Here is a 25,152-nt window from a genome sequence, read left to right on the forward strand (position 1 = left end):
GTACTTGAAGTTATTGGAGGAATTCCTGTGGGTGAGAAAGAAAAAGAGTTTGCTGTCATTGGACTTGGTCGCTTTGGTGGAAGTATTTGCCGAGAACTAGCTCAATTAGGTATGGAAGTAATGGCAATCGATTCAGATGAGGATAAAATTAATGAATTTGCAAATATAGCTTCGCATGCTGTAATTGCAGATTCAACAGATGAGATGGTATTAAAAAGCCTTGGTATTCGAAATTTTGATCACGTAGTCGTTGCTATTGGAGATAATTTAAATTCAAGTATTTTAACGACTTTGATTTTGAAAGAGTTGGGTGTAAAAAATATTACTGTAAAAGCTCAAAATGATTATCATGAAAAAGTGTTAAGTAAAATAGGTGCAGATCATATTGTGCATCCAGAACGTGATATGGGAAAAAGGATTGCTAATAATATTGCATCAAGCAATGTGTTAGATTACCTTGAGCTTTCAGATGAGCATAGTATTGTAGAGATTATTGCGAATAAAAAAATTGATGGGCACTCTTTAATTGAATTAGATATTCGTGCGAAGTTTGGATTGAATATTGTAGCAATTAAACGAGGTAAAGAAGTTATCGTATCCCCTCGGGCTACGGAGAATATTCAAGCAGGAGATATATTAATTGTCATTGGTCATGACGATGAAGTGGATCGATTTAAACACTTTTTAAGATAAGAGAAAAGGACAATGCCTTCATAGCATTGTCCTTTTTCTTATATTTCCATAATGATTGGTAAAATCATTGGACGGCGTTTCGTTTTCTCATATAGGAATGGAGCTAATGTGTCTGTAATTTCATTTTTAATTTCAGACCATTGTGTTGTTTTACGCTCCATTACTTTTTCTAAATGAGTTGTAATTAATGTTTGTGCATCATTGATTAAATCACTGCTTTCACGCATGTAAACGAAACCGCGTGAGATGATATCAGGTCCTGCTGCAACTTTAAATTCTTTCATATCAATGCTTACAACTACAATTACAAGTCCTTCTTCAGAAAGGATACGACGATCTCGTAATACGATATTGCCGATATCTCCAATACCGTTTCCATCAATGTAGACCGAACCAGATGGGATTTTTCCAGCTACGCTAGCTTCATCCGAACGTAAAGCAAGAACATCGCCATTATCCATAATGAAGCAATTTTCTTCAGGGATACCACAATCATTTGCTATGTTCATGTGCATACGCTGCATACGATATTCACCATGAATTGGCATGAAGTACTTCGGTTTAATTAGACGTAACATTAACTTTTGTTCTTCTTGCCCACCGTGTCCACTTGTATGGATATTTGAAAGTTTCCCGTGAATTACATCAGCGCCAGCGCGGTACAACATGTTAATTGTACGACTTACGCTAATTGTATTTCCTGGAATTGGTGAAGAAGAGAAAACAACTGTATCTCCAGGAATAATTTGAATTTGGCGGTGTGTACCGTTTGCAATACGTGAAAGTGCTGCCATCGGTTCACCTTGACTACCTGTACATAAAATAACAACTTTATTAGCTGGTAAGCGGTTTAGTTGAGATGCATCTATGAATGTATCTTTCGGGCAACGAATATAACCAAGGTTTTGTCCGATTTCAATCGCTGCTTCCATACTTCGACCAAACACAGCTACTTTACGGTTGTTTTCAACAGCAGCTTCAATAACTTGTTGTAAGCGGTGAATATTTGATGCAAAGGTTGCGAATATAATCCGTCCGTCTACTTTACGGAAAATGTCTTGAATGCTATCACCAACGCGACGCTCAGACATAGTAAAGTTTGGAACTTCACTGTTCGTACTATCAGATAATAGACATAGCACGCCATCTTTACCGATTTCAGCCATTTTTGTTAAATCAGCTGGTTCACCAACTGGTGTGAAATCAAATTTGAAATCACCTGTATGAACAACTTGACCTTGAGGTGTTTTCACAACAACGCCGTACGAATCTGGAATACTGTGAGTTGTACGGAAGAAGGATACAGACGTTTTTTTGAATTTAATAACGTCATCTTCTTGAATTTCGTAAAGTTTTGCTTTACGAAGTAAGCCGTGTTCTTCTAATTTATTTTTGATGAGTGCAATTGCTAATTTTCCGCCGTAAATCGGAATGTTCACTTGACGTAATAGATAAGGAATTCCGCCGATATGATCTTCGTGACCATGTGTAATGAATAACCCTTTAATTTTATCTTCGTTTCGCACAAAATAAGTGTAGTCTGGTATTACATAATCGATTCCGAGGAGTTCGTCCTCTGGAAATTTAATTCCAGCATCAATTATAATAATTTCATCTTGAAATTGAACAGCGTATGTATTTTTACCGATTTCACCAAGCCCACCGAGAGCAAATACAGCAACTTGGTCGTTTTTTAGAAATTTCATATCGCTATACGATTTCCGCTAATGTTAAATCAGCGTTTTCTTTTTCATATTCAAGATGAGCGCCAGTAACAGACTGAACAAACTCGATATTATATGCGAACTTATTTAATTTTGTACGAACATCTTTTTCAGACGTAGCCTCTAAATATAAAACTTTTGTATTTTCACGTACTGGAACCTCAGTTAATTTTTCTTGATAAAATACTTTAAAAATCATTTGGAAAACCTCTCCTTGTCTATGTTTTGCATTATCTGTTACTTATTATAAAGCAAACAGTCCCGATTTTCATGTTTTTTCGAATGAGAATGAAGAAAAAGCCCGAAATGGGCACAATTTAAGCGATTGTCTTTTTACGGACTAGACCGTTTAAATAACGCTTGAGCTTTTTCTTCAGCTTCTTCAGCATGATTACTCCTTCCTTTCCTTATTTTAAACATGCATATTAATAGTGAAAATTCTATCTCTGATATAAGAGATAGGACAAAAGTGAATGGTGAGTCTTGTCCTCTCCCATACAGTGAAAGTTATTCTATAGTAACGATTAGTAGCCGTTAGTTATAGGTATAGTATGAGGAAGAATGGAAAAGAAAATTCATCCGAACAAGTATCCACATGTTTTACTAATATATATATGCAAAGTTTGTAAATAAGGTCAGAAAGGGAACGCTTTCTTCACAGATGTTTAATATGTTATACTTTTTTTTAGAATTTGAAAAGTGATATTCAAAATAGGAATATAGAGTGCCAGAAAGGATTTTGACAAATGAATGATAAAATTGTTTTTTTTGATATTGATGGAACATTATTAGATCATGATAAAAAAATTCCGCAATCTACACGAGATGCAGTAAAACAGTTACAAGAAAAAGGTGTACATGTAGCAATTGCGACAGGGCGCGCGCCATTTATGTTCGAAGATATTCGCAAGGAACTTGATATACATAATTATGTTAGTTTTAATGGACAATATGTTGTCTTTGAAGATGAGGTAATATTTAATAATCCGTTACATCCAGATGCTTTACATAAGTTTACTCAGTTTGCAAAACAAGAAGGATATCCACTTGTATATCTTGACCATCAAGATATGAGAGCATCAGTGGAATATCATGATTATGTGAAAGAAGGCTTTGGAAGCTTAAACTTTGAGCATCCAGCATATGAGCCTAATTTTTATGAGGAACGTAATATTTATCAAACACTACTTTTTTGTGAAGTAAATGAAGAGGAAAAGTTTATTAATCATTATCCAGATTTTCATTTTATTCGTTGGCATGCATATTCAATGGATATCATTCCGAATGGTGGTTCTAAGGCAAAAGGAATTGAGAAATATATTGAAAAGTTAGGTTTTAATCGTGATCAAGTATATGCATTTGGAGATGGCTTAAATGATTTAGAAATGATCGAAGCCGTTGGCACAGGTATTGTGATGGGAAATGGCCATGAAGACTTGAAAAAACTTGCAAATCATGTGACAAAGGACGTTAGTGAAGACGGTATATATCATGGACTAAAGTGGGCTGGATTGCTGTAAGTGAATATGGAACCCATTTCATAATAAAAAGGCGGAAGATTAACTTCCGCCTTTTTATCACGCTATTTGCCGGGTAGTAAGACCCCCACCTCAAAATTCAGCAAAAGCAAAGAAGTTAGGTGGGGGCCTGCTGCCCGATTGGTGAGGGCTAATAATCAGTGGGGGATGAACAAAACCCCCACTGATTAAAGTTTCACTTTATTATTATCGCTCTAGAGGTTTGGAATCATCAGGAGCGGCAAATGGATTTTCTTTATTAATATGGTCATAGAACATAACGCCATTTAAATGGTCAATCTCGTGCTGGAATACGATTGCTGGTAAACCTTTTAAACGTAATTTTACTTCTTCCCCGTTAATAGAAGTTGCTTTTACTGTAATTCTTGTATAACGAGGAACATAACCAGGTACTTCGCGGTCTACAGATAGACAGCCTTCACCGCCCTGTAAATATGTACGTTCAACAGAATGGCTAATGATTTTTGGATTGAATAATGCATGGCTATATAATGTACCGTCCGCATCGGTTACATGAACTGCAATCATTTTTTTTGAAACACCGATTTGCGGAGCCGCTAATCCGATTCCAGGGCGTAAACTATATTTTTCAGCCATTTCAGGATCTTGGCTATTTATTACAAATTCAATCATTTCTTTTAGGGTAGTTGTATCTTTTTCGCTTGCCGGTAATGAAACATCTTCTGCAACGTTGCGCAAAATAGGATCTCCTTCGCGAATAACATCTTTCATTGTAAGCATATGTAATCTCTCCTTTCCTCTTTAGTCTACCAAAGGAGATGGAAAAAGTCATCGGCAAGAAAGGGAAGGTATTTTGGAAATCGTTCTATTATAGAGTGTTTATGTATGTGATAAACAGAAAAAGACGGCAAAGCCGTCTTTTTCTTTCCATAGTTGTTTCGTTTTACATTAGCGAATGCAAGCAGCACCAACGATAATTAAAAGAATAAACAACACAACGATTAAGGCGAAGCCGCGTCCAGACCCGCCACAAGAACCGCCATAACCGTAGGAAGGATATGAACAAGTTGGATAGCAATATGAGTATCCGTACATGAGATGACCTCCTTTATCATTTCCCGCTAATACTGCGGTTACTATAATGTATGGAAGAGAGGGTAGAAATGTATAGGTATTTACCTAAAAAAGGAAGGATAGTTTGTATATTTTTGTTACGAAGAGAGAAAAACTAAAGAGAATTAAATCGTTTACATATTATTCTAAGAGAAAAAATAAGTGAAAAAGGGAATAATATAACAGTAGGTCAATGCTTACTAATACAGATGTAAAAAATAAAAACACGTTTGTGTAGTAGAAACCTGCATATTATTTATAAAAAAACGTATTCAAAGTAATTGACATCGTAATTAGAATAGTTGTAAACTAAAAAACGTGATCAAGATTGTATTAATATGTTTCTGAAAAAACATTAGTACAGATTGTTAGGTACACAAAATTATTCTCAACCGACAGATAAACATGTTGGTTTACATCGTTGCGCTTTTTAAACTGGAAAATAGCCAGTGAAAGCGTTTCAGAATATGGTTCAAGAGAGGAAGAGGTGAACGGAATGGGTACTAAAACAAAAAAGACCCTATTTAATGTTGATGAGCAAATGAAAGCTATCGCAGCTCAATTTGAAACATTACAAATTTTAAATGAAAACGGTGAAGTTGTGAATGAAGCAGCTATGCCTGAATTATCTGATGATCAATTAAAAGAATTAATGCGTCGTATGGTGTATACTCGCGTATTAGATCAACGTTCTATTTCTTTAAACCGTCAAGGACGTTTAGGTTTCTACGCACCTACAGCTGGACAAGAAGCTTCTCAATTAGCGAGTCATTTCGCACTTGAAGCAGAAGACTTCATCTTACCAGGATACCGTGATGTACCACAATTAGTATGGCACGGACTTCCATTATATCAAGCATTCTTATTCTCTCGTGGACACTTCATGGGTAACCAAATGCCTGAGAATGTAAATGCATTAGCTCCACAAATCATTATCGGTGCGCAAATCATCCAAACTGCTGGTGTTGCGTTAGGTATGAAACTACGTGGTAAAAAATCTGTTGCAATTACTTACACTGGTGACGGTGGTGCTTCACAAGGTGACTTCTACGAAGGTATGAACTTTGCAGGTGCATTCAAAGCTCCAGCAATCTTCGTTGTTCAAAACAACCGTTATGCAATCTCTACTCCAGTAGAAAAGCAATCTGCAGCTAAAACTGTAGCACAAAAAGCAGTAGCAGCAGGTATTTACGGAATTCAAGTAGACGGTATGGATCCATTAGCTGTATACGCAGCAACTGCTTTCGCTCGTGAGCGCGCAGTAAATGGCGAAGGTCCTACTTTAATCGAGACTTTAACATTCCGTTACGGTCCACATACAATGGCTGGTGATGACCCAACTCGTTACCGTACAAAAGATATCGAAAACGAATGGGAACAAAAAGACCCAATCGTACGCTTCCGTAAGTTCTTAGAAGCTAAAGGCCTATGGTCTCAAGAAGTTGAAGAGACAGTAATCGAAGAAGCAAAAGAAGATATCAAACAAGCAATTGCTAAGGCTGACCAAGCTCCAAAACAAAAAGTAACTGATTTAATGGAAATCATGTACGAAAAAATGCCTTACAACTTAGCTGAACAATATGAAATCTACAAAGAAAAGGAGTCGAAGTAAGCCATGGCTCAAATGACAATGATTCAAGCAATCACTGATGCTTTACGCGTTGAAATGAAAAATGATCCTAACGTACTTGTATTTGGTGAAGACGTTGGTGTAAACGGCGGTGTATTCCGTGCTACTGAAGGTTTACAAGCTGAATTTGGTGAAGATCGTGTAATGGATACTCCACTTGCAGAGTCTGGTATTGGTGGACTTGCAGTTGGTCTTGCACTTGAAGGATTCCGTCCAGTTCCAGAAATCCAATTCTTCGGTTTCGTTTTTGAGGTAATGGATTCAATTTCTGGTCAATTGGCTCGTATGCGTTACCGTTCTGGTGGACGTTGGACTGCTCCAGTAACAGTTCGTTCTCCATTCGGTGGTGGTGTTCATACTCCTGAACTACATGCTGATAGCTTAGAAGGATTAGTGGCTCAACAACCTGGTCTAAAAGTTGTTATTCCATCTACTCCATACGATGCTAAAGGTCTTTTAATCTCTGCGATTCGTGACAACGATCCAGTTATCTACTTAGAGCATATGAAATTGTATCGTTCATTCCGCCAAGATGTACCAGAAGGCGAATACACAATTGATTTAGGCAAAGCTGATATCAAACGTGAAGGTACAGATGTATCTGTTATCGCTTACGGTGCTATGGTTCACGCTGCATTAAAAGCTGCTGAAGAACTTGAAAAAGAAGGTATCTCTTTAGAGGTTGTTGACTTACGTACAGTTCAACCATTAGATATCGAAACAATCATCGCTTCTGTTGAAAAAACAGGTCGCGTAGTTGTAGTTCAAGAAGCTCAAAAACAAGCTGGTATTGCAGCTAACGTTGTAGCGGAAATTAACGACCGTGCAATCTTAAACTTAGAAGCTCCAGTTGTACGTGTTGCAGCTGCTGATACAGTATTCCCATTCTCTCAAGCAGAGAGCGTATGGTTACCAAACCACAAGGATATTGTTGAAGCTGTAAACAAAGTAATGAACTTCTAATTTTTAGTTTTTCATGTGCAAAAGAAATCAGCACATGCTGGTTTCTTTTGTACATATTCCATAATAATGAAATGAATCAGGGGGCTGAATTCCGTGGCATTTGAATTTAAACTACCAGATATCGGTGAAGGTATCCACGAAGGTGAAATCGTAAAATGGTTTATTAAACCAGGCGATGAAGTAAATGAAGACGATGTACTTCTTGAAGTACAAAATGATAAAGCAGTAGTAGAAATCCCTTCTCCTGTTAAAGGTAAAGTACTTGAAGTACTTGTAGAAGAAGGAACAGTTGCAATCGTAGGAGATACATTAATTAAATTTGATGCTCCTGGATACGAAAACCTTAAATTTAAAGGTGACGATCATGATGAAGCTCCAAAAGCTGAAGAAGCAGCAGTAGAAGCTCCAGCAGCGGAAGCTACTCCAGCAGCAACTGCAGAAGTAGTAAATGAGCGCGTAATCGCTATGCCATCTGTTCGTAAATACGCTCGTGAAAAAGGTGTAGACATTCATAAAGTAGCTGGTACTGGTAAGAATGGCCGTATCGTAAAAGCTGACATCGATGCATTTGCAAATGGTGGACAAACTGTAGCAGCAACTGAGGCTCCAGCAGCAGTAGAAGCTACTCCAGCAGCAGCGAAAGAAGAAGCACCAAAAGCACAACCAATTCCAGCTGGAGAATATCCAGAAACTCGTGAGAAAATGAGTGGTATCCGTAAAGCGATTGCGAAAGCAATGGTTAACTCTAAGCATACAGCTCCTCACGTAACATTAATGGATGAAGTTGATGTAACTGAGCTTGTTGCTCACCGTAAGAAGTTCAAAGCAGTAGCAGCTGACAAAGGTATTAAATTAACTTACCTTCCGTACGTTGTTAAAGCTTTAACATCTGCATTACGTGAATACCCAATGTTAAACACTTCTTTAGACGATGCATCTCAAGAAGTAGTTCATAAACATTACTTCAACATCGGTATCGCAGCTGATACAGACAAAGGTCTATTAGTACCAGTTGTTAAAGATACAGATCGTAAGTCTATCTTCACTATTTCTAACGAGATCAACGATCTTGCTGGTAAAGCACGTGAAGGTCGTCTAGCTCCAACTGAAATGAAAGGTGCTTCTTGCACAATTACAAACATTGGTTCTGCAGGTGGACAATGGTTCACTCCAGTTATCAATCACCCAGAAGTAGCAATCCTTGGTATCGGCCGTATCGCTGAAAAACCAGTTGTGAAAAATGGCGAGATCGTTGCAGCTCCAGTATTAGCATTATCTCTAAGCTTTGACCATCGTTTAATTGACGGCGCAACAGCTCAAAAAGCGTTAAACCAAATTAAACGTCTATTGAATGACCCACAATTATTAGTAATGGAGGCGTAATAACAATGGTAGTAGGAGATTTCCCAATTGAATTAGATACAGTCGTTGTTGGTGCAGGTCCTGGTGGATACGTTGCGGCAATTCGTGCAGCACAATTAGGTCAAAAGGTAGCAATTATTGAAAAAGCTAACCTTGGTGGCGTATGCTTAAACGTTGGATGTATTCCTTCAAAAGCGTTAATCAATGCAGGTCATCGTTATGAGAATGCAATGCATTCTGATGACATGGGTATCACTGCAGAGAACGTAAAAGTTGACTTTACAAAAGTTCAAGAATGGAAAAACGGCGTAGTTAAGAAATTAACTGGCGGTGTTGAAGGCCTTCTTAAAGGTAACAAAGTTGAAATCATTCGCGGTGAAGCTTACTTCGTAGATGCTAACACATTACGCGTTATGACTGAAGATGCAGCTCAAACTTATACGTTTAAAAATGCTGTTCTTGCAACTGGTTCTACACCAATCGAAATTCCAGGATTCAAATACTCTAAACGTGTTATCAACTCTACAGGTGCTTTAAGCTTACCTGAAATTCCTAAAAAACTTGTTGTAATCGGCGGCGGTTACATCGGTATGGAATTAGGTACTGCATATGCTAACTTCGGTACAGAAGTTACTGTAGTAGAAGCTGGCGACGAAATCTTAGCTGGTTTCGAAAAAGCTATGAGCTCTGTTGTTAAACGTGCTCTACAGAAAAAAGGTAACGTAAATATCCATACAAAAGCTATGGCTAAAGGCGTTGAAGAAACAGAAACTGGCGTAAAAGTTAGCTTTGAAGTTAAAGGTGAAATCCAAACTGTAGAAGCAGATTACGTATTAGTAACTGTAGGTCGTCGTCCAAACACTCAAGAAATCGGTCTTGAGCAAGTTGGAGTTAAAATGACTGACCGCGGCATCATCGAAATCGATGAGCAATGTCGTACAAATGTACCGAACATCTATGCAATCGGTGATATCGTTCCTGGACCACCATTAGCTCACAAAGCTTCTTACGAAGGTAAAGTAGCTGTAGAAGCAATTAGTGGCCATGCATCAGCTATCGATTACATCGGAATTCCTGCAGTATGCTTCACTGATCCAGAATTAGCATCTGTTGGTTACACTAAAAAACAAGCTGAAGAAGCTGGAATGACTGTAACTGTATCTAAGTTCCCATTCGCTGCTAACGGTCGTGCATTATCATTAAACAGCACTGACGGTTTCCTACAACTTGTAACACGTAAAGAAGATGGTCTTCTTGTAGGTGCTCAAGTTGCAGGTGCAGGTGCTTCTGATATTATCTCTGAGATTGGTTTAGCTATCGAAGCTGGAATGACAGCTGAAGATATCGCTCAAACAATCCATGCTCACCCAACATTAGGTGAAATCACAATGGAAGCAGCTGAAGTTGCTCTTGGAATGCCAATTCACATTGTAAAATAATTTAAGTAATGTAAATAGCCCCTCTCTTATTGTAAGAGAGGGGCTATTTTTATTTTCATCAAATGACTTGCAAGGTCTTTAAACGTACTTGTCGAATGAATATATAATACTTTAACAAATGATTTAGGCGTAACTTACTTCAAAGGTAATATATATCATCCTATAATATGTAATTGATTCAAACTTAACCCCATATATTAATAAAATAGAGCATGTCAAAGGAGAAGGTTCCATGAAAATATTACATGTTATATTTTATCATTTACTACTATGGAGTGGCTTTTCCACTGTATTAACATTATCGAATGGTGATAAGTTTCATTATAAAGTTATTCTTTTTTTCGTATTCCTGTATTTAGCCTATGTAATAGCATATTTTGTATTACACGTAAGAAAGCAAGCTTTATTTCTTACATGTTCGAATTGTATACTATTTTTAATCATATTATCTATTTTTTAAATTAACGTTTATAAAAATACATTGTTCTTCCATTAAATAATTGTAACTCTCCTTCTAATTTCTTCGCTAAAAAACGGCAAAATTCATTCGCTTTCCCTTTGTCACCATATGTTGCATTAGGTGGTAAAGAAACTTGGATGAAAGATTGTTCATTTTCTATACCAACACCAATATAAATTGAGTCATACCGGTCGTGATTGGATTGAAGTTTTAATGTTGTTGCTGATGTATCTAAAATTTCATAAGGAAAAGCGGTATTTGTATACGGGTAATTAATTTGGGCACCAGTTTTAGAAGTAACTGTTTTATAATAATGAAAAAGTTGTTTTATATCATCTATTGAAACAGATTGTTGATTGGATTTAGGTACAAGCGTAATAAAGGCATGTTGCATATAAGTTCCCCCTAACTTAGTAGAATACTATTATTCTACATCCTACTGAATTTTTTGACAATTAAAAGGAGTATTACATGTTTTGTTTAATATACTAGTAATGAAACGTGATGTAGAAAGGTGGAAACCAATGTTTGAAAAATTGTATGATGAGCATGAAAGTGTGAAGGTACGATTTTTAGGGTTTATGACACATGATACACGTTATGATTTTGGTGTTATTTATACAAATATGTTTTTTGGAAAACCGCTCATTGTTTGTATGCAAACAGGAAGGTCTACTTTACTCGGAAGAGATGATGTAGAGAATGTTCAATATATACAGGAGATTTTTAAATTAGGGTCAGAAGAGGAAGCGAAGGAGTTAGCTCAGTTTTTCAAATTTCTAGTTCCGTCAACTTCTTTACATGCGGAATATGAAGAATAATTAATGTGAAACAGTCGTACTTATAAATATGGCTGTTTTTTATTTGAATATCGCATACTAATTAAAATTTAAAATATTTAATGTGTTATACTAAAAACCTATTGACGTAAAAAGTATAACATATTAAAATAAAGACAGAAAGTTAAGCGGTTACAAAAAAGTTTTTGGGATTATAAACTTAGGGGGAAATGAAAAATGGGAACAATCGTATGTCAAGATTGTGAAGGTACAATTGCACACTTCGAAGATGAGAAAGTAACGGTACTTTACGGGAAATGTGGATCTTGCGGATGTGATCACACAGAGCATACAAAAGCCCAATAATTGATAGGAAATGGACAGCTAAAAGTTTTTAGGACCATAAACTTAGGGGGAAATAAAAAATGGGAACAATCGTATGCCAAGTATGTGAAGGAACAATCGGACATTTTGAAGATGAGAAAACGACGGTACTTTACGGAAAATGTGGAACAAATTGTGACTGTGCTAGAAAAGATAATGCGAAAGCTTAATGATAAATAAATAGATTACTATTAAAACTCAGGGGGAAATGAAAATGGGAACAATCGTATGCCAAGTATGTGAAGGAACAATTGGACATTTTGAAGATGAAAAATCAACAGTACTATACGGGAAATGTGGATCTCATTGCGAATGTGACCATAAAGAACATACAAAAGCTTAATAATAAGAAAAAGCGCCTACATGTGTAGGCGCTTTTTTAATAAATTGTAGTTGTATGGCCAACTGTTGCAACGATTGCATCATCTCTAATTGGAATAAAGCTTATGGATGTCTGTGGTGTACTAGAAGAAGCGTATTGGCTCATTATACGGCTATCGATACGGGTAATAGTATCGGTCAAGAAAGCTGAAATAAAAGCGTAAGGGACTCGTCGTTCATTTAATGAATAAATAATTTCTTCTTTTGTTTTTACACCTACGCCATGTCCGTAAAAAAAGAAATTTCCTAAATAGATTGTGTTTTCTCCTTGCCACTCAATCGTAGCTGGATTCACTTGTGGGTTTTTAAAGTAAACGAGGTCACCTGGAACAAGATCGCCACCGGTTTTTGTTATGAGCCTTAGATCTTGATCGTAGTCCCATGTATAAAGTAAAAGGTTTGCAAATAGACGATTGAAAGTTTCTTCCTCATACAATGATAATAAAGCTTTATAAAAAATAATGATCATAGCGGTTGCACATTCAGTTCCATATAGTTTTCCGTTTTTGAAAATATCTTGTATGGCAATAGAAGGTGGTATGTTTGGAAGAAGCTCGAATCCTCCAAGGGATGTTCTTTTCCAATACTGGGGGTTGCAAAAGGATTGTTGAAATGTGCGAAACTGAAATCCACTTTGAAAAAGTTCTAGTGCAGAGATAATAATATTAACTCGTAAATTGAGATCAAAGCTGAGTTCATCAGCTGTTCGGAAGGAATAAACTTCTTGATTTCCTGCCATTATTGATAAAATTTGTTGTTTCTCTGCTGCAAATGGCTCATATTCATTTGTAATATAAGGATGTACAATAGAACGGCCTATTACAATCATAATAGTATCCCCACCTATACGTTACATTCTTTAGTATCGTATGAAGAATAGGAAAAAAGGTGAAAAAAAAGCCTATCAACTGATAGGCTTGTACTCTTTAATAACACGTAATGTTTGTAATGTCATATCTTCAGGACCTTGTACAGGTAAACCTGCTTCTAAGTTTTTACGAATATACTCTAAGTTTTCTTGTGTAATAATTTCCCCCGGAGTAAAGATTGGAATCCCTGGCGGATAAACCATAACAAAATCAGCTATAATACGACCCGCTGCATTTTCAAATGGAATGACTTCTGTTTCCGAATAAAAAGCATCTCGAGGAGAAAGTGCTAGCACTGGAATTTCTGGAATCTCTACTTGTACTTGAACACCTTTATCTGCCCTATTTCTAAATGTTGCTGCTAAATCTTGTAATGCTGCAATAAGTGTATTTGTATCACTTTCTGTATCTCCCAAAGTGATAAGACATAGTATGTTGTATAAATCTGAGAGTTCTACTTCAATGTTATATTTCTCTCTAAGCCATACTTCAGCTTGGTGGCCGGTAATACCTAAATCTTTTACAGATACAATTATCTTTGTAGGATCATAGTTAAAGGTAGCATCTGTACCTAACATTTCTTTTCCAGGACAGTAAAGATGCTCAATAGAATTTATAGCATCACGAACATGTTCAGCTAATTGTATTGTTTGTTCTATGAGTGCTGTTCCTTCTGTGGCAAGACGTTTTCTGGCAACATCAAGTGATGCTAACAAGATGTAAGAAGTTGATGTAGTCGTAAGCATGCTAATAATAGATTGGACATGCTTTACATTCACCAAGCCTTCTTTCACATTAAGAATAGAACTTTGAGTTAAAGAGCCTCCTAATTTGTGGACACTTGTTGCTGCCATGTCTGCACCAGCTTGCATCGCCGACATCGGCAATTTATCGTGAAAATGAATATGAACACCATGAGCCTCGTCGACTAGTACAGGGATGTCATAAGAATGTGCTAATTGTACAATCTGTTCTAAGTCTGCAGCAAACCCAAAGTACGTTGGATTAATAACAAGTAAGCCCTTTGCATCTGAGTGCTCTTCAAGTGCTTTTTTGACAGATTGAATTGTGATTCCATGAGAAATACCGAGCTTCGGATCGATTTCAGGATGCATGAAAATCGGTTTTGCACCTGAGAAAATAATAGCTGACATTACTGATTTATGCACGTTTCGTGGTACTAGGATTTTGTCACCAGGACCGCAAACGCTCATCACCATTGTCATAATAGCGCCACTTGTACCTTGAATAGAAAAGAAAGTATGATCTGCACCGAATGCAGCGGCTGCTAAATCCTGTGCTTCTTTAATCATACCTTTTGGATGATGTAAATCATCGAGTGGCGCAATATTAATTAAGTCAATTGCTAATGCATTATGCCCAATAAATTCGCGAAATGTAGGATCCATGCCCTGTCCTTTTTTATGACCAGGAATATGGAATTGAATTGGATTTCGCTTACTGTGCTCAACTAAAGCGGTAAACAATGGTGTTTCGTATTGGGACAATCTATACACCCCTTCTTCTTCATAATATTTAGTATAATTTGTTTTATATAATCCTGCTCTAAAAAAGGTAAGTCTTTTTTTAGAATGAGGCTTGTTTTTCTGCCATTCAAAAAATCGTTTTTGAGATGGTAGCTTCACTTTATTTTCTATAAAACAAAAGCATTATATCACCAATAATTATAGATGTATAGAAAAAATGTTTTTAAGGTGAGTATGTTTAATAGTTAGCCTCAACTAATGAATAGAGGAAGACAATTCCATTAAAATGAATAAATAGTGTATAATGCAGAGTGGCTATAATGAATAATAAAATATTCTCTTTAAGATAGCATAATGAAACAAGAAGAAATGATAAATGAGGTGCGAAATGGAATATCAATATCCGTTAGATTATGATTGGTCAAATGAGGAAATGGTTACAATTGTGAAGTTTTATGAAGCGATTGAGAAAGCTTATGAAAAAGGAATTATAAGAGAAGAATTAATGGGTTTATATCGTCGTTTTAAAGAGATTGTTCCATCGAAAGCAGAAGAAAAGAAAATTGATAAAGAGTTTCAAGAAGTAAGTGGATACTCTATATATCGTGCTATTCAAAGGGCAAAGGAAGTTGAAGAACAAAAGGTTGTAAAAATATAAAAATATTTTGAAAAATAAAAACTGAAGTGATATAATGTGATAACAACTAAAAACGGACAATATAAATTGTCCGTTTTCTACTATCGATTACAAAGTGCATATAAAGGAAGGAGTGGTTGCATCGTAGATTCAATCTTAGCAAGGAATTGTTCGTTGGTCATTGCTGAAAACTCCTCTGGTGATATATGAATACCAACTAATAATTCTGCTTTTTTTACAGTAGCTAGTCGTTCAATCATCTTTTGTAAGTCTTCGGTTTCAAGTGTTTTATGTAATTTCACACTTGGTTTAGTATGGTCAATGGACCAAACGAAGTCATTTGGAATATTTGTTTTTAAATCATTTAAATGTTCTAAGAAGGCATGAGCCGTCTCAACTTTTTGTGGACACTCATAGATTAAACCAAAGTATATGAAGGCATGAGTACCCCATAAGCCGATTTGGAAATGCGGTAGCATTTTATATCCTCGTTTATTTGTTGAAAAAGCAACCCAAGTATCGTTTGGTGGATTGACTTTCCGTCGTGCGTGTTTTGCAACATGATAAAAAAAGTTCTCATCAGTGTGTTTGGATAAGTATTCTGCAAATTGTTCCCCTAAAGCTTCTAGCTTAGGATGAATGTTCGTTTTAATTGCACTCATTCGTTCTTCGAGACCATCAACTGTAAAGACATCAAAATCAGTTGACTTGAATGTTTGTATTGTCATGATTGTTCCTCCAACTCCTATTTTGCTTTTATTTTAGCATAGCTTGTACTATTCATAAAAAAAACAGCACAAAAAAATTAAAATAAAAAATATAATTTTGTTGCATAGATGATTTATCCAACATAGTATAGTATAAAACAAAAAATCAGAAAATTGAATTAATTCTAGTCCGAGGGCAGACGAATATTGGGAGGAGGCAAATAATATGAGACAGGTGATTAATGCGTTAAAGAGAACAGATGCCGAAAAGAGAATACCGGTGCTACGTTTGGAGCTAGATTATGAATTAGCAACTTTATATGATGCGATGATGGAAGATGATAAACAGAAAAAAGAAGAGTGTGTACAAAAGTTAGAAGTGTTAAGACTTGAAATGATTCGTTTAGAAGCGTAATAATAGTATATGTATAAAAAATTAGTTGGTGCGAACCTTATAAAGGGTTCGTTTTTTCTGTGAACAGTATAGATCGGAGTGTTTAAACATGCAAGAAGTATGGAAAGACATCGATGCACACGCCAAACGGTGGATTCGGGATGCAGGAGAGCATTTAATGGCATCAATGAAAAAAGCACTTATTATAGAAACAAAATCAAATGCAGCTGACTTAGTTACAAATATGGACCGAGAGATAGAACAGTTTTTAATTGGGAAAATTAAAGAAACATTCCCGAATCATAATATTTTAGGAGAAGAGGGTTATGGAGACGAGATAACGTCTTCTGGCGGGGTTGTTTGGTTAATTGATCCAATTGACGGCACGATGAACTTTGTTCATCAAAAAAGAAATTTTGCGATTTCAATTGGTATTTATGAGAACGGTATCGGAAAGATTGGACTTATTTATGATCCAGTGCACGATGAACTATATCATGCAGTCAAGGGATCCGGAGCTTTTTGTAATGATATATCAATTCCTCCATTGGAAAAAGGAACTGTAGAGCAAGGTATTGTAGCTTTAAATGCGATATGGCTTACAGATAATCCATTGCTTAATATGGAAAGTATGATGGCACTTGTTAAGAAAGCAAGGGGCACGAGATCATATGGCTGTGCAGCACTAGAGATGATATACGTTGCAACAGGAAGAATAGATGCATATGTAACGCCGAGATTATCACCATGGGATTTTGGCGGAGGGCAGATAATTGTAGAAGAAGTTGGAGGTAAGGTGACGACATTCTCTGGAGCGCCACTTTCTATCATAGAGAAGAGCAGTGTGTTAGTTGCAAAACCAGGAGTGTATGAAGAAGTGTTATCGTTTATATTAGAGCAACAAAAAAAGTAAGAGGCTGTGTATAAGCTTCTTACTTTTTAGCGTTATTGTGATTTGCGCATTTTTCTTTTTGTTACAAAACCGTACCCAACTGCAACAAATGTGCCGATAATGCAAATAATAATACCGATTGGACTATTTTCAGCAATCATAATGCCGATACCGATTAAGAAAATAACACCGATAATTGCGGTTAATAAAAAGCGATATTGAATGTGTTCCATTTCTTCACCCTCCAATCTCATTTTACTTTCACAAAAGTAAGAATACAACTATATTTTCATTCTTGCTTTTATTTTAATTGCTATTGTATCCCCTTCGCTCTTATAATAGAGAAGGATTAAAAAGACATTAGGAGTTGGACATGTTGAAAAAACGACAAGATTTACGTAATATAGCAATTATTGCCCACGTTGACCATGGTAAAACAACACTTGTTGACCAGTTATTACGTCAAGCGGGGACTTTCCGTGCGAACGAACACGTTGAAGAACGCGCAATGGATTCAAATGATCTAGAAAGAGAACGCGGTATTACAATTTTAGCGAAAAATACAGCGATTCACTATGAAGATAAAAGAATTAACATTTTAGATACACCAGGTCACGCTGACTTCGGTGGAGAAGTAGAACGTATCATGAAAATGGTTGATGGTGTTTTACTTGTTGTTGATGCATATGAAGGTTGTATGCCACAAACACGATTTGTTTTAAAGAAAGCTCTTGAGCAAAACTTAACTCCAATCGTAGTTGTAAACAAAATTGACCGTGACTTCGCTCGTCCTGATGAAGTAGTTGATGAAGTAATCGACTTATTCATTGAGCTTGGTGCAAACGAAGATCAATTAGAGTTCCCAGTTGTATTTGCATCAGCAATGAACGGAACAGCAAGCTTAGATTCAAACCCAGCAAATCAAGAAGAGAATATGAAATCATTATTTGATACAATTATCGAACATATTCCAGCACCGATTGATAACAGTGAAGAGCCACTTCAATTCCAAGTAGCACTTCTTGATTACAACGACTATGTTGGACGTATTGGAGTTGGACGCGTATTCCGCGGTACAATGAAGGTTGGACAACAAGTTGCTTTAATGAAAGTTGACGGAAGTGTAAAACAATTCCGCGTAACGAAATTATTCGGTTACATTGGATTAAAACGTCAAGAAATCGAAGAAGCAAAAGCTGGGGACTTAGTAGCCGTTTCTGGTATGGAAGACATTAACGTTGGTGAAACGGTATGTCCGGTTGAGCATGAAGATGCGTTACCATTACTACGTATTGATGAGCCAACACTACAAATGACGTTCCTTGTAAATAACAGCCCATTTGCAGGTCGTGAAGGTAAATACATTACATCTCGTAAAATTGAAGAGCGTCTTCGTTCACAATTAGAAACAGATGTAAGTTTACGTGTAGATAATACAGAGTCTCCTGATGCGTGGATCGTATCTGGACGTGGGGAACTACATTTATCTATCTTAATCGAAAACATGCGTCGTGAAGGTTATGAATTACAAGTATCTAAGCCAGAGGTAATCATTAAAGAAGTTGATGGCGTAAGATGTGAACCTGTAGAGCGCGTACAAATCGATGTACCTGAAGAATACACTGGTTCTATTATGGAATCTATGGGTGCACGTAAAGGTGAAATGTTAGATATGGTGAATAACGGAAACGGTCAAGTGCGCCTTACTTTCATGGTTCCAGCACGTGGTTTAATTGGTTACACAACAGAATTCTTAACATTAACTCGTGGTTACGGTATTTTAAACCATACATTCGATTGCTACCAACCAGTACACGCTGGACAAGTTGGTGGACGTCGCCAAGGTGTTCTAGTTTCACTTGAAACAGGAAAAGCATCACAATACGGTATTATGCAAGTTGAAGACCGTGGTGTAATCTTCGTTGAACCAGGTACAGAAGTATATGCTGGTATGATTGTTGGAGAACACACTCGTGAGAACGACTTAACAGTTAACGTTGTGAAAATGAAACAACAAACTAACATTCGTTCTGCGACGAAAGATCAAACTTCAACAATGAAGAAACCACGCCTAATGACTTTAGAAGAATCATTAGAGTACTTAAACGATGATGAGTTCTGTGAAGTAACTCCAGAATCAATTCGTCTGCGTAAAAAGATTCTTGATAAGAGTGAGCGCGAAAGAGCTGCTAAGAAAAAGAAATCGGTTGAAGCGTAAAAACAAAAAAACAACGACCTTTATAAAAGGTCGTTGTTTTTTATTTTGTTTATTTTTTAGAATATTTACTCTTTTTTGTGGACAGTATTTTTTTTGCGAGTTACTCTTGTATTAAGTGTATAAAGAAAATTGTATTTTACTGCTAGGGGGGAAGAGTGTGTTAGAAAGGATGTCTTTTTTTGCAAAATTGTGTAAGGTAGATGAAAATCCAGAGTTAGGAATGTGGTTACTTTATGGGACGATTATTATATTAAGTGCTCTCGTCTATAATTTAGGGTTTGCTAGAAAGTTGTCTGTACTTAAAAATATTGTGATATACATATCATTAGCAATTGGATGTACAGTATTAACCTTTTTTGCTGTATTTTTACCCGTTGGAGAAGGACTTGTTGTAGCAGCAATTGTACTTGGGATTTATAGATTACGTTTGCGTCAAGCGAAACAACAAAAAGCAGGATGAGGAAGGGGGAGTTTTTATGCGTTCAGTACAAGATGCACTATATAATTGGTTAACAATTAAAACAGTTGCTGAAGCACGTCCAGATGATAGTGCTGCAAAAGAAACGTATTTGTTATTTCAAAATATGATATATGAAGAACATAAATTAAAAAATGTGGAAGTCGAAAAGAACGAGGAGATGTATTTAATTACATACGAAATGAATGGGGAAAGGAAATCTGCAAGGTTTCCGCTAGAAGCCATTGATTGTTTTTTGGATCAGATGAATCGTGAACCAGAAAAATATAAATAAGTCCTTATCTATATGAGTAAGGACTTATTTACATTTTACCAATCGTCTTCGATTTTTTTATCACGATATAATCGGAAATTACCACTTGCATGACGTTCCATTGTACGCTCTGCAATTCGTTCCGAACATTCCATGCACATATATGTATGAATAGGGCGATTACGCAGTTTTTTTGCCATAGGATTTTCATCATCTAACATATCTTTTTTATCACAAATCATACATTTGACTCTCATTTCGTCACCTCAATACGAATTCTATCAGTATAAGTATATCATGGAAGTATAATGTTTTTGAATAATAGTGGGAAAAAATAATATTTTCGCAATTCAAAAAATAAGTTATGATAAGGATATACCAAGTATGTTTGGAGGTGAAAATATGGCGAATGTAGTAGAGCCTACCTTAACAGAGGGTTTAGTACAAACGTTGCGTAAAGAGTGTATTGTTATGATAGCAACGACAGATTTCGAAAAACAAGTTCCTAACGTAAGTGCTATTTCTTGGGTGTATGCAGTGAGTAAAACTAGTATTCGATTTGCAGTAGATCAACGTTCACGTATTGTGGAAAATATACGGCATAATACAGGTGTGGTATTGACTATAATGGCGAATGAATCCGTATTTTCCATAAGTGGTGCAGGTGAAATTTTGACAGATAGAATGGAAGGCATTTCTTTAAAATTAACTGTAATAGAAGTAAATGTGCAAGAAGTGCGTGATGTTATGTTTTATGGAGCGAAACTTGCAATTGAACCAACATATGAAAAAACATATGATCTTCGGGCAGCGAAAAAGCTGGATAACGAAGTGCTAGTAGGGATAAGAGAATTATAAAGATGCTAAATAAGAAATTCGTTTATTCACTTTTGTAATCGGTTATTGTGATTTAACGTTAATAATTATAATAAAAGGTAATATATTGAATAGAAATGAATAAAGAATAAATAAAAGGTTTAATGACTATGATTTTCGATTCTACCTCGTTTACACGGTACATATAATTATAACAATGGTTCGTCCATATTTTATGGATGAAACCCTTGTTCTACAAATTTAAAAGTGGAGTCAGGGGGTAACAGGTTGGATAAAATTTATGTGTTAGATACGAATGTACTTTTGCAGGATCCTTTATCTATTTTTTCATTTGAAACCAATGAAGTAGTGATTCCAGCAGTTGTATTAGAAGAGGTTGATTCGAAAAAACGTTATATGGATGAAGTAGGAAGAAACGCTCGTTATGTATCTAAGTTAATAGATAAATTTCGTGAAATAGGAAAGCTGCATGAAAGTATCCCGCTAGAAAACGGCGGAACATTTCGTATTGAATTGAACCATCGTTCATTTGTGCAACTACAAGATATTTTTGTAGAAAAAACAAATGATAATCGAATTTTAGCTGTAGCAAAAAATCTATCTTTAGAAGAACAGGAAAAAGAGGACGGGAAGTCTGTTATTTTAGTAAGTAAAGATGTACTCGTAAGGGTAAAAGCTGATGCAATTGGTTTGAAGGCTGAAGATTATTTAAGTGATCGCGTAATTGAAGTAGAAAATATATATTCTGGTTTTTTAGAAGGATATATATCAAAAGAACAATTGGATTATTTTTATGAGAAAGGTGAATTGCCTCTATCTGAAATTGCGAATCACCCTTTTTACCCAAATCAATTTGTAGTAATGAAAGATGCATTGGGGGGCTCTAGTTCTGCGCTTGGCATCGTGGATCACTTAGGTAAGAAGGTAAAGAAACTTATTTTTCACAATGAACAAGTGTGGGGGATACGACCACGAAACGTGCAGCAAATCATGGGATTAGAATTGTTGCTTCGTGAAGATATTCCGCTTGTAACGTTAACAGGGAAAGCCGGCACAGGAAAAACGTTACTTGCATTAGCTTCGGGACTTATGCAAACAGAAGACTTAGGGTTATATAAAAAATTACTCGTTGCAAGACCAATTGTCCCAGTCGGAAAAGATATCGGTTATTTACCAGGAGAAAAAGAAGAAAAGTTAAGACCATGGATGCAGCCAATTTTTGATAACCTAGAGTATTTATTTAATACGAAAAAGCCAGGAGAGTTAGATGCTATTTTAGCTGGAATGGGTTCAATTGAAGTAGAAGCCCTTACTTATATACGCGGGAGAAGTATTCCAGATCAGTTCATTATCATTGACGAAGCACAAAATTTAACAAAGCATGAAGTGAAAACGATACTAACTAGGGTAGGGGAAAAGAGTAAGATTGTATTGATGGGAGATCCTCAGCAAATTGATCACCCATACTTAGATGAATATAATAATGGCTTAACGTATGTTGTAGAGAAGTTTAAAGAACAGCGCATTAGTGGTCATGTGAAGTTTGTTAAAGGGGAGCGATCTAATTTAGCTCAACTAGCAGCAGATTTATTGTAAAAAGGAGTGAGCTTAAGCTCACTCCTTTTCTTTAAATAATTGTAAATTTACGGATGTTCCGGATTGGATTTTGTCGATTAGATCCATCATTGAAATAGAGATGAACAGGTCCGTCTTCTTTTAATGGTTTTCCTTCTTTTGAAAAGCCTAGTATAGCATTTTTGACAGTTTCTAATGGAAGTGTCATTGTATGATCTACCGTTTCAATTTCAACTTGCGTAGTGCCCTCTAAAATTTCAGCGTTAGCAAGGAATGGATGAAATGGTATACCAAATGTTCCAGTAATCAGCTGTTCTTTTTTATATTTCTTCACACTTTGTTGTATTGGAGGAAAAGCGGCACCATCACGGATTTCGCGATCCCAATGTTCTGAAGTGTTTTTTAAATAAGTTTCTAGTTCAGACGTGTTTTCTCTAGTTTCATCAAAGTAAGTTGTCAAATCTACTTTTCGATCATCAAAGATCCAAACAGTTGGATCAATAGTGATTGGAAAACGTACTTTTCCGTTAATAAATAAAATTTCGCTCATTGTTCTTCCCCCATTTGTGTTATACTCCCACTTTTCAGTATAATAGTATTAGACACTGTTGTCACAAAAAATGTTTCTATTGCAATTTATGAAAACTATCGCTAATATTAATAGATAGGATAGAGGAGAGTAGGACGGAAACGGAGGGAATCAATTTGGCGTCTGAGACAGTAGCAAATCATCAGGAAAAGGCACTAGCCCTTCTACAAGCGGATGCAGAGAAGATTTTAAGACTTATTAAGGTGCAAATGGACCATCTTACAATGCCGCAATGTCCATTATATGAAGAAGTGTTAGACACACAAATGTTTGGACTATCCCGCGAGGTCGATTTTGCAGTTCGCCTTGGTCTTATTGCAGAAGAACAAGGGAAAGCAATGTTAGGTGAGCTCGAACGTGAGTTATCTGCACTTCATGAAGCGTTTACAAACAAACAACAATAACGGGTTCAAATAAGGGGGCTCAAACTAAATTAGTTTGAGCTTTTTATTTGTATAATAAAGCAGGAAGAATCAATGTACATATGGAATACAACAATAATTAAATTGAAACAGAAAGAGGAAATGAAATGAAAAAAGTATGGAAATCAATGGATTATTCATTGGTACTTCCTCTTGTTATCTTATGTGTGCTGGGAGTTATAATGGTATATAGTTCGAGTTCCATTGTTGCGATTTCGAGGCATAACTGGCCAGCAAATTACTTTTTTAAAAAACAATTAATAACTTTAGCTATTGGAACGGTATTGTTAGCAATTGTGGCTTCATTACCTTATAAGTTTTGGAGGAAACGAATAATTTTATCGGCAATGGGGCTAGGAAGTATTGCTTTACTAGCAGCAGCCTTGATTTTTGGTAAGGAAATAAATGGTGCAAAAGGTTGGATATTAGGTATACAGCCGGCTGAATTTGTTAAATTATCAATTATTATTATATTAGCTCGCTTTTTTGCAAGAAGACAAGAGACAAATACACCTGTTTTTAAAGGATCGGGACTTACACTTGGTTTTGTTGGAATGGCAATGTTTTTAATTTTAAAGCAAAATGATTTAGGTACCGATTTGTTAATTGCAGGAACAGTCGGGATTATGTTTCTTTGTTCAGGGGTACGGATTAACTTATGGATTAAACGAATTGTTTTAACTTCTATAGTATGGATTCCGGCGCTATATTTTCTGGCTAATTATAAATTAAGTGGTTACCAAAAGGCACGTTTTTCAGTTTTCCTTGATCCATTCAATGATCCTCAGAATGATGGATTCCAATTGGTAAATTCTTTTATTGGAATTGCTTCAGGAGGGCTAAATGGTCGGGGATTAGGAAATAGTGTGCAAAAATATGGATATTTACCAGAACCGCAAACAGATTTTATTATGGCTATTATATCTGAAGAGTTAGGTTTTATTGGTGTAGCTATTATTTTAATTTGCTTGCTACTTATTATTATTCGTTCATTCAGGATTGCTCAAAAATGTAAAGATCCGTTTGGAAGTTTAATTGCAATCGGAATTGCAAGTTTAATGGGAGTGCAAACTTTTGTTAATGTTGGTGGTATGTCTGGATTAATACCGCTTACGGGAGTACCTTTACCGTTTATTAGTTATGGCGGGAGTTCCTTAATAGCTAATCTACTTGCAATGGGAATACTACTCAATATTGCTAGTCACGTGAAACGACAAGAGAAACAACAGAATGGTCTAATGAAAGAAAGAGAACAAAATGGACCACATCTTGTAGTTGTAAAATAAAAAACACATCGTGCTTTAGAGCAGGATGTGTTTTTTATTTTCAAGTAGTTTTAAATATGATGTATTAATTTCTCTTTCAGT

Annotated in this window: 32 protein-coding genes; 21 read left to right on the top strand and 11 right to left on the bottom strand. The window is 36.0% G+C overall.

Annotated elements, in window-relative coordinates; genetic code table 11:
- Window positions 1-27: 27 nt before the first annotated feature.
- Complete coding sequence (locus N2V92_RS14980) at window positions 28-693, top strand: potassium channel family protein (RefSeq protein ID WP_000504032.1); 666 nt, start codon at window positions 28-30, stop codon at window positions 691-693.
- Between the two features lie 38 nt (window positions 694-731).
- On the opposite strand, the gene rnjA is transcribed toward N2V92_RS14980, so the two are convergent.
- Complete coding sequence (gene rnjA / locus N2V92_RS14985) at window positions 732-2,399, bottom strand: ribonuclease J1 (protein WP_000670375.1); 1,668 nt, start codon at window positions 2,397-2,399, stop codon at window positions 732-734.
- Window positions 2,400-2,403: 4 nt separating this feature from the next.
- The gene (locus N2V92_RS14990) at window positions 2,404-2,616 is read right to left on the bottom strand and encodes a DNA-dependent RNA polymerase subunit epsilon (protein WP_000576435.1); all 213 of its coding nucleotides are present in this window, start codon (window positions 2,614-2,616) and stop codon (window positions 2,404-2,406) included.
- A gap of 547 nt (window positions 2,617-3,163) precedes the next feature.
- Here N2V92_RS14990 and N2V92_RS14995 point away from each other — a divergent pair.
- Window positions 3,164-3,937: a Cof-type HAD-IIB family hydrolase gene (locus tag N2V92_RS14995; RefSeq protein ID WP_000998269.1), complete on the top strand. Its 774-nt coding sequence runs from the start codon at window positions 3,164-3,166 to the stop codon at window positions 3,935-3,937.
- Between the two features lie 204 nt (window positions 3,938-4,141).
- On the opposite strand, the gene def is transcribed toward N2V92_RS14995, so the two are convergent.
- Complete coding sequence (def, locus tag N2V92_RS15000) at window positions 4,142-4,696, bottom strand: peptide deformylase (RefSeq protein ID WP_000957043.1); 555 nt, start codon at window positions 4,694-4,696, stop codon at window positions 4,142-4,144.
- Window positions 4,697-4,864: 168 nt separating this feature from the next.
- The gene (locus tag N2V92_RS15005; RefSeq protein WP_000274562.1) at window positions 4,865-5,011 is read right to left on the bottom strand and encodes a YjcZ family sporulation protein; all 147 of its coding nucleotides are present in this window, start codon (window positions 5,009-5,011) and stop codon (window positions 4,865-4,867) included.
- A 514-nt stretch (window positions 5,012-5,525) separates the two neighbouring features.
- Here N2V92_RS15005 and pdhA point away from each other — a divergent pair.
- The 5 genes from pdhA (at window position 5,526) to N2V92_RS15030 (ending at window position 10,883) form a co-directional block, all read left to right on the top strand.
- The gene (pdhA, locus tag N2V92_RS15010) at window positions 5,526-6,641 is read left to right on the top strand and encodes a pyruvate dehydrogenase E1 component subunit alpha (protein WP_000536895.1); all 1,116 of its coding nucleotides are present in this window, start codon (window positions 5,526-5,528) and stop codon (window positions 6,639-6,641) included.
- A 3-nt stretch (window positions 6,642-6,644) separates the two neighbouring features.
- Window positions 6,645-7,622, top strand: coding sequence for a pyruvate dehydrogenase complex E1 component subunit beta (gene pdhB / locus N2V92_RS15015; protein WP_000068163.1), 978 nt, complete (start codon window positions 6,645-6,647; stop codon window positions 7,620-7,622).
- 93 nt (window positions 7,623-7,715) lie between these two features.
- On the top strand, window positions 7,716-9,005 hold the full coding sequence (gene pdhC, locus N2V92_RS15020; protein WP_000863420.1) for a pyruvate dehydrogenase complex dihydrolipoyllysine-residue acetyltransferase: 1,290 nt from the start codon (window positions 7,716-7,718) through the stop codon (window positions 9,003-9,005).
- A gap of 5 nt (window positions 9,006-9,010) precedes the next feature.
- Complete coding sequence (gene lpdA, locus N2V92_RS15025; protein WP_000260104.1) at window positions 9,011-10,423, top strand: dihydrolipoyl dehydrogenase; 1,413 nt, start codon at window positions 9,011-9,013, stop codon at window positions 10,421-10,423.
- A 232-nt stretch (window positions 10,424-10,655) separates the two neighbouring features.
- Window positions 10,656-10,883, top strand: coding sequence for a hypothetical protein (locus N2V92_RS15030; RefSeq protein ID WP_000697469.1), 228 nt, complete (start codon window positions 10,656-10,658; stop codon window positions 10,881-10,883).
- Between the two features lies 1 nt (window position 10,884).
- Here N2V92_RS15030 and N2V92_RS15035 read toward each other — a convergent pair whose 3' ends face one another.
- On the bottom strand, window positions 10,885-11,277 hold the full coding sequence (locus tag N2V92_RS15035) for a DUF1885 family protein (protein WP_001163295.1): 393 nt from the start codon (window positions 11,275-11,277) through the stop codon (window positions 10,885-10,887).
- A 130-nt stretch (window positions 11,278-11,407) separates the two neighbouring features.
- Here N2V92_RS15035 and N2V92_RS15040 point away from each other — a divergent pair, with 130 nt between their 5' ends.
- The 4 genes from N2V92_RS15040 to N2V92_RS15055 all read left to right on the top strand — a co-directional run bounded on the left by N2V92_RS15040 (window position 11,408) and on the right by N2V92_RS15055 (window position 12,389).
- Window positions 11,408-11,704, top strand: coding sequence for a DUF3055 domain-containing protein (locus tag N2V92_RS15040; RefSeq protein WP_000462038.1), 297 nt, complete (start codon window positions 11,408-11,410; stop codon window positions 11,702-11,704).
- A gap of 195 nt (window positions 11,705-11,899) precedes the next feature.
- A complete protein-coding gene (locus N2V92_RS15045) occupies window positions 11,900-12,028 on the top strand; it encodes a GapA-binding peptide SR1P (protein WP_000536778.1) in 129 nt (42 codons plus the stop codon).
- A gap of 59 nt (window positions 12,029-12,087) precedes the next feature.
- Entirely contained in the window at window positions 12,088-12,216 is a 129-nt protein-coding gene (locus tag N2V92_RS15050) for a GapA-binding peptide SR1P (protein WP_000536803.1), read from the top strand.
- A 44-nt stretch (window positions 12,217-12,260) separates the two neighbouring features.
- Window positions 12,261-12,389 (top strand): GapA-binding peptide SR1P, encoded by a 129-nt coding sequence (locus N2V92_RS15055; protein ID WP_000536796.1) that lies wholly within the window; start codon window positions 12,261-12,263, stop codon window positions 12,387-12,389.
- A 36-nt stretch (window positions 12,390-12,425) separates the two neighbouring features.
- On the opposite strand, the gene N2V92_RS15060 is transcribed toward N2V92_RS15055, so the two are convergent.
- Both N2V92_RS15060 and speA read right to left on the bottom strand, forming a co-directional pair.
- The gene (locus N2V92_RS15060) at window positions 12,426-13,256 is read right to left on the bottom strand and encodes a protein-glutamine gamma-glutamyltransferase (protein WP_000635339.1); all 831 of its coding nucleotides are present in this window, start codon (window positions 13,254-13,256) and stop codon (window positions 12,426-12,428) included.
- 75 nt (window positions 13,257-13,331) lie between these two features.
- Window positions 13,332-14,804, bottom strand: a complete 1,473-nt coding sequence (speA, locus tag N2V92_RS15065; RefSeq protein WP_000084903.1) for an arginine decarboxylase — start codon at window positions 14,802-14,804, stop codon at window positions 13,332-13,334.
- Window positions 14,805-15,171: 367 nt separating this feature from the next.
- Between speA and N2V92_RS15070 the strand changes: the two genes are divergently transcribed.
- Complete coding sequence (locus N2V92_RS15070) at window positions 15,172-15,441, top strand: UPF0223 family protein (RefSeq protein ID WP_000456553.1); 270 nt, start codon at window positions 15,172-15,174, stop codon at window positions 15,439-15,441.
- Window positions 15,442-15,521: 80 nt separating this feature from the next.
- Here N2V92_RS15070 and N2V92_RS15075 read toward each other — a convergent pair whose 3' ends face one another.
- Complete coding sequence (locus N2V92_RS15075) at window positions 15,522-16,148, bottom strand: YktB family protein (protein WP_000155316.1); 627 nt, start codon at window positions 16,146-16,148, stop codon at window positions 15,522-15,524.
- A 205-nt stretch (window positions 16,149-16,353) separates the two neighbouring features.
- Here N2V92_RS15075 and N2V92_RS15080 point away from each other — a divergent pair, with 205 nt between their 5' ends.
- Together N2V92_RS15080 and N2V92_RS15085 are read left to right on the top strand one after the other, a co-directional pair.
- Window positions 16,354-16,542: a hypothetical protein gene (locus N2V92_RS15080; protein ID WP_001250164.1), complete on the top strand. Its 189-nt coding sequence runs from the start codon at window positions 16,354-16,356 to the stop codon at window positions 16,540-16,542.
- Window positions 16,543-16,630: 88 nt separating this feature from the next.
- Window positions 16,631-17,434 (top strand): inositol monophosphatase family protein, encoded by an 804-nt coding sequence (locus tag N2V92_RS15085; RefSeq protein ID WP_016077288.1) that lies wholly within the window; start codon window positions 16,631-16,633, stop codon window positions 17,432-17,434.
- Between the two features lie 32 nt (window positions 17,435-17,466).
- On the opposite strand, the gene N2V92_RS15090 is transcribed toward N2V92_RS15085, so the two are convergent.
- Window positions 17,467-17,646, bottom strand: a complete 180-nt coding sequence (locus tag N2V92_RS15090) for a DUF5325 family protein (protein ID WP_000400123.1) — start codon at window positions 17,644-17,646, stop codon at window positions 17,467-17,469.
- Window positions 17,647-17,786: 140 nt separating this feature from the next.
- On the opposite strand from N2V92_RS15090, the gene typA reads away from it, so the two are divergent.
- The 3 genes from typA (at window position 17,787) to N2V92_RS15105 (ending at window position 20,383) form a co-directional block, all read left to right on the top strand.
- Window positions 17,787-19,631, top strand: coding sequence for a translational GTPase TypA (typA, locus tag N2V92_RS15095; RefSeq protein ID WP_000914761.1), 1,845 nt, complete (start codon window positions 17,787-17,789; stop codon window positions 19,629-19,631).
- 157 nt (window positions 19,632-19,788) lie between these two features.
- Window positions 19,789-20,091: a YlaH-like family protein gene (locus tag N2V92_RS15100; protein ID WP_000893662.1), complete on the top strand. Its 303-nt coding sequence runs from the start codon at window positions 19,789-19,791 to the stop codon at window positions 20,089-20,091.
- Window positions 20,092-20,107: 16 nt separating this feature from the next.
- Window positions 20,108-20,383, top strand: a complete 276-nt coding sequence (locus N2V92_RS15105; protein ID WP_001258140.1) for a hypothetical protein — start codon at window positions 20,108-20,110, stop codon at window positions 20,381-20,383.
- Window positions 20,384-20,418: 35 nt separating this feature from the next.
- Here the strand turns inward: N2V92_RS15105 and N2V92_RS15110 are convergent, their stop codons facing one another.
- Window positions 20,419-20,619, bottom strand: coding sequence for a YlaI family protein (locus N2V92_RS15110; RefSeq protein WP_002082250.1), 201 nt, complete (start codon window positions 20,617-20,619; stop codon window positions 20,419-20,421).
- Window positions 20,620-20,764: 145 nt separating this feature from the next.
- Between N2V92_RS15110 and N2V92_RS15115 the strand changes: the two genes are divergently transcribed.
- Window positions 20,765-21,220 (top strand): pyridoxamine 5'-phosphate oxidase family protein, encoded by a 456-nt coding sequence (locus N2V92_RS15115; RefSeq protein WP_000024600.1) that lies wholly within the window; start codon window positions 20,765-20,767, stop codon window positions 21,218-21,220.
- A gap of 246 nt (window positions 21,221-21,466) precedes the next feature.
- A complete protein-coding gene (locus tag N2V92_RS15120; protein ID WP_000358083.1) occupies window positions 21,467-22,795 on the top strand; it encodes a PhoH family protein in 1,329 nt (442 codons plus the stop codon).
- Between the two features lie 31 nt (window positions 22,796-22,826).
- Here N2V92_RS15120 and N2V92_RS15125 read toward each other — a convergent pair whose 3' ends face one another.
- Window positions 22,827-23,324: a hypothetical protein gene (locus N2V92_RS15125; protein WP_016077289.1), complete on the bottom strand. Its 498-nt coding sequence runs from the start codon at window positions 23,322-23,324 to the stop codon at window positions 22,827-22,829.
- A gap of 155 nt (window positions 23,325-23,479) precedes the next feature.
- Here N2V92_RS15125 and N2V92_RS15130 point away from each other — a divergent pair, with 155 nt between their 5' ends.
- Together N2V92_RS15130 and N2V92_RS15135 are read left to right on the top strand one after the other, a co-directional pair.
- Complete coding sequence (locus tag N2V92_RS15130; protein WP_000135694.1) at window positions 23,480-23,767, top strand: YlaN family protein; 288 nt, start codon at window positions 23,480-23,482, stop codon at window positions 23,765-23,767.
- 125 nt (window positions 23,768-23,892) lie between these two features.
- Window positions 23,893-25,071 carry an FtsW/RodA/SpoVE family cell cycle protein gene (locus tag N2V92_RS15135; protein ID WP_016077290.1) on the top strand — a complete coding sequence of 393 codons (1,179 nt, stop codon included), beginning with the start codon at window positions 23,893-23,895 and terminating at the stop codon, window positions 25,069-25,071.
- The last annotated feature ends 81 nt before the right edge of the window (window positions 25,072-25,152 follow it).

This window comes from Bacillus sp. CH_48 (assembly GCF_038008465.1).
GTDB lineage: Bacteria > Bacillota > Bacilli > Bacillales > Bacillaceae_G > Bacillus_A > Bacillus_A thuringiensis_S.

Excerpts from the sequence above, each read along its gene's own strand:
- N2V92_RS15060 (WP_000635339.1), bottom strand. The coding sequence starts at position 13,256 with ATGATTGTAATAGGCCGTTCTATTGTACATCCTTATATTACAAATGAA.
- N2V92_RS15045 (WP_000536778.1), top strand. The coding sequence starts at position 11,900 with ATGGGAACAATCGTATGTCAAGATTGTGAAGGTACAATTGCACACTTC.
- N2V92_RS15135 (WP_016077290.1), top strand. The coding sequence starts at position 23,893 with ATGAAAAAAGTATGGAAATCAATGGATTATTCATTGGTACTTCCTCTT.
- N2V92_RS15070 (WP_000456553.1), top strand. The coding sequence starts at position 15,172 with ATGGAATATCAATATCCGTTAGATTATGATTGGTCAAATGAGGAAATG.
- N2V92_RS14995 (WP_000998269.1), top strand. The coding sequence starts at position 3,164 with ATGAATGATAAAATTGTTTTTTTTGATATTGATGGAACATTATTAGAT.
- N2V92_RS15125 (WP_016077289.1), bottom strand. The coding sequence starts at position 23,324 with ATGAGCGAAATTTTATTTATTAACGGAAAAGTACGTTTTCCAATCACT.
- N2V92_RS15055 (WP_000536796.1), top strand. The coding sequence starts at position 12,261 with ATGGGAACAATCGTATGCCAAGTATGTGAAGGAACAATTGGACATTTT.
- lpdA (WP_000260104.1), top strand. The coding sequence starts at position 9,011 with ATGGTAGTAGGAGATTTCCCAATTGAATTAGATACAGTCGTTGTTGGT.
- N2V92_RS15030 (WP_000697469.1), top strand. The coding sequence starts at position 10,656 with ATGAAAATATTACATGTTATATTTTATCATTTACTACTATGGAGTGGC.
- N2V92_RS14990 (WP_000576435.1), bottom strand. The coding sequence starts at position 2,616 with ATGATTTTTAAAGTATTTTATCAAGAAAAATTAACTGAGGTTCCAGTA.
- N2V92_RS15080 (WP_001250164.1), top strand. The coding sequence starts at position 16,354 with ATGAGACAGGTGATTAATGCGTTAAAGAGAACAGATGCCGAAAAGAGA.
- N2V92_RS15110 (WP_002082250.1), bottom strand. The coding sequence starts at position 20,619 with ATGAGAGTCAAATGTATGATTTGTGATAAAAAAGATATGTTAGATGAT.
- def (WP_000957043.1), bottom strand. The coding sequence starts at position 4,696 with ATGCTTACAATGAAAGATGTTATTCGCGAAGGAGATCCTATTTTGCGC.
- N2V92_RS15050 (WP_000536803.1), top strand. The coding sequence starts at position 12,088 with ATGGGAACAATCGTATGCCAAGTATGTGAAGGAACAATCGGACATTTT.
- pdhB (WP_000068163.1), top strand. The coding sequence starts at position 6,645 with ATGGCTCAAATGACAATGATTCAAGCAATCACTGATGCTTTACGCGTT.
- rnjA (WP_000670375.1), bottom strand. The coding sequence starts at position 2,399 with ATGAAATTTCTAAAAAACGACCAAGTTGCTGTATTTGCTCTCGGTGGG.
- N2V92_RS15005 (WP_000274562.1), bottom strand. The coding sequence starts at position 5,011 with ATGTACGGATACTCATATTGCTATCCAACTTGTTCATATCCTTCCTAC.
- N2V92_RS15085 (WP_016077288.1), top strand. The coding sequence starts at position 16,631 with ATGCAAGAAGTATGGAAAGACATCGATGCACACGCCAAACGGTGGATT.
- typA (WP_000914761.1), top strand. The coding sequence starts at position 17,787 with ATGTTGAAAAAACGACAAGATTTACGTAATATAGCAATTATTGCCCAC.
- N2V92_RS15105 (WP_001258140.1), top strand. The coding sequence starts at position 20,108 with ATGCGTTCAGTACAAGATGCACTATATAATTGGTTAACAATTAAAACA.
- N2V92_RS15115 (WP_000024600.1), top strand. The coding sequence starts at position 20,765 with ATGGCGAATGTAGTAGAGCCTACCTTAACAGAGGGTTTAGTACAAACG.
- N2V92_RS15040 (WP_000462038.1), top strand. The coding sequence starts at position 11,408 with ATGTTTGAAAAATTGTATGATGAGCATGAAAGTGTGAAGGTACGATTT.
- pdhA (WP_000536895.1), top strand. The coding sequence starts at position 5,526 with ATGGGTACTAAAACAAAAAAGACCCTATTTAATGTTGATGAGCAAATG.
- N2V92_RS15035 (WP_001163295.1), bottom strand. The coding sequence starts at position 11,277 with ATGCAACATGCCTTTATTACGCTTGTACCTAAATCCAATCAACAATCT.
- N2V92_RS15090 (WP_000400123.1), bottom strand. The coding sequence starts at position 17,646 with ATGGAACACATTCAATATCGCTTTTTATTAACCGCAATTATCGGTGTT.
- N2V92_RS15075 (WP_000155316.1), bottom strand. The coding sequence starts at position 16,148 with ATGACAATACAAACATTCAAGTCAACTGATTTTGATGTCTTTACAGTT.